This is a genomic window from Dapis purpurea BLCC-M126 (genome assembly GCF_050015975.1).
Lineage (GTDB): Bacteria > Cyanobacteriota > Cyanobacteriia > Cyanobacteriales > Microcoleaceae > Trichodesmium.
Window position 1 is genome coordinate 143931 of record NZ_JBNHER010000314.1, and the last position, 5698, is coordinate 149628.

At 34.1% G+C, this 5698-nt stretch carries 2 protein-coding genes; both read right to left on the minus strand.

Annotated elements, in window-relative coordinates:
* Positions 1-147: 147 nt before the first annotated feature.
* A complete protein-coding gene (gene dnaB / locus ACP6PL_RS29010) occupies positions 148-3699 on the minus strand; it encodes a replicative DNA helicase (RefSeq protein WP_426548817.1) in 3552 nt (1183 codons plus the stop codon).
* Between the two features lie 1054 nt (positions 3700-4753).
* Positions 4754-5212, minus strand: coding sequence for a 50S ribosomal protein L9 (gene rplI, locus ACP6PL_RS29015; protein ID WP_426548818.1), 459 nt, complete (start codon positions 5210-5212; stop codon positions 4754-4756).
* Between the last annotated feature and the right edge of the window lie 486 nt (positions 5213-5698).

Here is a 5698-nt window from a genome sequence, read left to right on the forward strand (position 1 = left end):
ATGTTAGTGATTTTTCATCGAGGAGAGATGGATGGAAATATTTGATGAGGGAAAACAACCATTTACTGGTGCTTCACAAGATGAAAATTTTTCTGGTATTGCTCCTGGGAAAAATCCTGAGACTGATAACTGAAACTGATAACTGATTTATCTGTTCCCTGTTCCCTGTTCCCTGTTCCCTCCTCTTATTGCTAAATTCCTAAACTTAGTAAACTGGGGGTCAAACAATAACTTCACCGTACCAGTCGGACCATTTCGATGCTTAGTAATAATAACCTCAGCAATACCCTGATCCGGAGTATCTGGAGAATAATACTCATCTCGATAAAGCATAATAACTAGATCGGCATCCTGTTCAATAGAGTTATGAACGACAATCTCATTCGCCACAAAATTATGCAAACCAGGTACAGTTAAATCAAAAACCTCCTCCTCTCCATCAGGCATTATTTCCACAATTTCATCCCATTCCACATCAATTTCAGTACACCCTTCCCACTCACGAGACTTAACAACAGACCCTAAATTTCCACCAGATTTTGGGCCAAAATCTGCTTGAGACAAGAATTGCCCACAATACAATATTGAACATTTAAGCATTTTTTCGTTCAAAATAGCAAGAGAATCCCCAATATTCAGACTATTCAACTGTTTCCAACCCCCCATAGAAAAGAAAGGATGATTAGCCGTCGCGCGAATCAATTTTCCCGAAGAAGTTTGTAGACGAAAGACAGGTTTAACCCCAGTAGAAAACACCCGACTCACCATCGCCGACTCAAATTTTCCAGTCTTCTCATTCAAAGCAAAAACAGAAAAATTAGATTTACAAACCAGACGAGAAATAGGAATCTTTTTACCATCAACTAAATAGATTAAAGTTTCTCCAGTCAAACAACCAGACTCTCTCAAATCAGACATCATTGGTCTTTTATTAGTTCGAGACTCCACACTTCTACTAAGTTGAGACAAAGCAATAATCGGCACCGAAAGTTCCCGCGCCAAACCTTTTAAATTTCTAGTAATTCTTGCCAACTCTAAGACTCGATTATCACTACTACTTCCCTCCATTAACTGTAGATAATCTAATAAAATTAATCCTAAAGCTCCACCTTGTTCACTTTGAAGTTGTCTAGCTTTAGAACGAATTTCATTAACAGTAATATTAGGAGTATCATCAATAAAAATCGGCATTTCAGAAAGATTACCAATGGCAGAAGTTAAAGGTTCCCATTCATTCTGACTAATCCTCCCAGAGCGTAATCTATTACTTTCAATTCTTGCCTCACTAGCTAATAGTCTTAAGACCAATTGTTCCTTAGACATTTCCAAACTAAAAATAGCCACTGGTAATTTGAGATTAGCTGCAATACTATGACCAATATTCACAGCAAAGCTAGTATTGTGAAGGCAAATATCATTAGCTACAAAATTATGAGTTTCTGGTATGGTCAGATCGTATACTTGCTTGTCTCCTACTGGTTCTATAGAGACAATTTCATCCCAGAAAATATCTGTATTTTCTAATTGCTCATTCCAGAAATTATCCGGTTTAGCTAAATTTAATCTGTCGGAGTCTAAATCTAGATTTAGACATGGAATGTTTCCGATATCTGTCAGAAAATTTTTCCTACAGATAGTATCAGTAGTAGTTAAGTTCTCAGAATTTTTAGTAGAGGGTATTTTTCCCCTTCTACTATTTATCGACTGATTGTTTGATTCGGCAAACTTTTCCATCAAACTTGCTAATTCATTCCAGAGAATTTCTGTCTTTTCTAATTGCTCCCTCCAGAAATTCTCTTGTCTGACTAAATTTAATCTGTCGGAGTCGAAATCTATATTTTCTGATAAAAAGTTTCCCATCTCTGCCAGAATATTTTTTCCAGAGATAGTATCAGTAGTAGTTAAATTCTCAGAATTTTTAGTAGAGGGTCTTTTTTCCCTTCTACTATTTAACGACTGATTCTTGGATTCGGCAAACTTTGCCACCAGACTTACCAATTCATCCCAGAAAATTTCTGTATTTTCTAATTGCTCACTCCAGGAATTCTGTTGTCTGACTAAATTTAATTTATCGGAGTCTAAATCTAGATTTAGACATGGAAAATTTCCTATATCTGTCAGAATATTTTTTCCAGAGATAGTATCAGTAGTAGTTAAATTCTCAGAATTTTTAGTAGAGGGTCTTTTTTCCCTTCTACTATTTAGCGACTGATTCTTGGATTCGGCAAACTTTTCCATCAGACTCACCAATTTATCCCAGAAAATTTCTGTATTTTTTAATTTATCATCCAATAAATTATTTTCTGTGATTAAATTTAACCAGGTAGAGTCAAAATCAAAATTTTTAGAATCAAAACTACCAATATCTGCAATAAAATTTTTCTGAGATAAAGCATCAGTAATAGTTAGGCGAAATGTTTTTGGATAGTTGCTTAAATATCCATTACAAAAATAACTTCCGACTTCTGACTTCTGACTTCTGACTTCGTTAATTCTCTTCTCTTCAAGCTTTTCAATAGCAGCAACAATTCCAAATCTCAGCAGAATATGTTGTACTTGCCTAACCAGCTTTTCACCAACTGTAGAATAACCAAAACATACTCCCCTACTCTTAGATATTTCCACCCATCCATCCAAAGAAAATAGATATCTAATAAATAAAGCTAATTGCAACCTTTCTAATTTAAAGACCAGAGGAAAAAGACAGCAATTCTCAGAATCAATCAAGGAAGAAAACTCACTTTCTGGAATATTTTCATTACCAAAAATATTTAACCGACGTGGTACAGCTATTTTTTCCCCTACCGACAATTTTGCCAAAGGTTTCCAACCATCAATCGTCAAAAAAGGATGAGTAATTGTTGTCTCTACAAATCTTCCTAATTTTGTCGTTACTCTAAATACAGGTTTAACTCCATCATCAACAAAAGCACTAGGTTTAGTAAGATAAAATTTCCTATTTTTTCCCAAAGTTAATAATTCTACTTCCTGCCTTTGATTAACCTCTGCCAAAGTAACTAAACTGCCATCTTTTTGCAAAACCAAAGTATCATAAGCAGCACATTTTCCCATAGAAGGTCTACCTGCAACAATTATTAGATCGGAACGTTGAAAACCTCCAGTCATGGCATCTAAATCGTAAAAACCACAAGCCAAACCAGGTAAAGCAACCCCCTCATTTCTATCTTCAATTTCCTGAAAAGTATCAATTAAAGTTTCAGAAATAGGAACTAAGTCTTGTTGTGGTTTATCCTGAGTCAGAGCAAAAACTTTTTGTTCTGCTTGGTCAAGAATAGTTTCTAATCTAGTCGCTGTTTGAAAGCCTAAATCAAAAATTTCATTTCCAGCCTGAATTAACTTTCTGCGGATATATTTATCAACAACTAAAGCTGCATATTGGTCAATATTAACTGCAGAAATAGTTCGTTCTAACAGTTGGACTATCTTGACTTGCCCACCAATTTTTTCCAATTGATTATTATCTACAAGCAAACTGGTAACAGTCATTAAATCTGTAGGTTTACCCTGATTATAAAGTTGCCACATTGCTTTATAAATAATTTGATGAGCTTGAATGGCAAAAAATTCCGGGCGTAACAATTCTGTGACTCGATTAATGGCTTCTGGGTCGAGAAGAATACCACCTAAAATAGCTTCTTCTGCCTCAATATTTTGGGGAGGTAAGCGATCGCTTTGCATTTGTAGTTTATCTGAATATTTATATTTGGGTTAAATGGTAAGCATTCAGCTATTAGCATTCACCTCTCAGCAATAATATCCAGCTCTTAAAGCTATCCATTATAGAGTTTTATATTAAGAAAGATGTTTATAAATTATAGTCTTAATGGTAGGGTTTAAATTTCAAACCCAAAACAATAGCTTTTAGCTAACGGCTGAATACTTAAGTTAAATTAATTTCATATTTTGATGTGAATATATAAAAGTAGTTATTGTAACGAAGCGCCTAAAAAATAATTTTGCCTGACTACTTCAATTTTTTTTAAAAAATATAATATCTCTTACATTTATGAGATGTAAAAGTTTGGAATCAAGTGTTGCCTAAAACAAAGGAACTTTGTATCTCATATAGAATCCGGTTATATAGTATATGTTCATAATTCTATCCACACTTCAATCTCCCCATCTCCCCATCTCCCCATCTCCCCATCTCCTCATCTCCTCATCTCCCTATCCCCCAACTATATAACAAGTATTCAACCGGATCTTATATCACACCTTATTGTAATTAGTATATAAAATCAGAATTAACCCTAAAATTTCCAATAACATTATCTTCAAACCGACTGAAATTGCTTTTTCCACTTCAATATTCTAGAGAGGTAGGCGATCGCTCCGTATGTATCTATAAGATTTACATAAAAATTATTTTGTAAGCATTTAGAGTCAGCTATCAACTTCATTACCTTTAAAATAGGAGAAAGGAATTGAGAAACTTCCAAGAATAAGAACAGTTCATTAATTGATAATTGATAATGGATAATTGATAATTACCTCTGGTTAAAACCGTTCGGGAATTGAATATCAGGAAATATTATTTCTTTTTTTTTTCTTAAAAGGGGAAGCTTTAAACCAGAATGATTTAATTATTAATTATTAATTATTCGGTAATAAAAGTAAAAATTTTCATTCAACAGCTAATATTTTTAATAATATTAGGTCAATCAGATATCAGTTATTCGTATTTCCAGTTCAACCGATAACTGATAACTGATAACTGTTAACTGTGTAACTGTTAACTACCCACCACTTGAATTTCCACTTCAGCAGTTACCTCTGGATGAAGTTTAATTTCAGCTTTGTAGAAACCAACCTTGCTAATCTCTGGCAAAGTAACACCACGTCTATCAATTTCTTGACCAGTATTTTCCTTAATTAGTTCCACCAATTCTCTATCAGTAACCGTACCAAAAATTGCATCATTTTCACCCACTTGTTTAGCAATTTTGAAGCGACCTACTGTTTCTAAAGCAGTCTTTTGAGTTTCTGCTGCTTGCTTCAATTCTATTTGTCTTTGTCGTTCTAGTTCTTTACGACGTTCTACTTGTTTAAGAACACCTGGAGTAGTGCGAAAAGCAATTTTCTTAGGAATCAAATAGTTACGAGCATAACCAGGAGCTACTTCTACTACATCCCCCGATTTTCCCAACTTGTTAATATCTTGATTCAAGACTACCTGTAATTTTTTGGCCATGACTGTAATTGTAAAATTTTCACTGCAAACCTTCATTATATCCTAATTTTAAGAATATAATAGGAACTGACTAGAAATTCATTTAAGCTATAGTATTTCCAAACGAGATATAAACTAGAATTAACGGCAAAAGAGAACAATAGATATGGAAATAGGTAAATATATTAAATCTCTCCGAGTATTTTTTAAGGCTATGAGAAATGGTCATTTCAGTTAACCTCCTAGAGTCGGAACTGCCTTAAAAGTTTGCTAGGCACATACTAAAGTCTCCTAGGTTATAACTGAGTTATCAATACCTCCTACTGAATCATCAAGTAAGAAAATCTGAAATTTCCTTTCTCTTGATCGATTTGGATATGGCTACTTCTAACTAGCTCTGCATTCTTCGAGAAACCCGCTCTTGCAGAGCCGCTCCGAATTGCGCCATCCTACCTTACCGAATAATTATTAATTATTAATTATTAATTAAATAATTCAGGTTTAAAG

What these genes read in the sequence shown, in the direction of transcription:
- dnaB (WP_426548817.1), bottom strand. Translation starts at nt 3,699, where the DNA reads ATGCAAAGCGATCGCTTACCTCCCCAAAATATTGAGGCAGAAGAAGCT.
- rplI (WP_426548818.1), bottom strand. Translation starts at nt 5,212, where the DNA reads ATGGCCAAAAAATTACAGGTAGTCTTGAATCAAGATATTAACAAGTTG.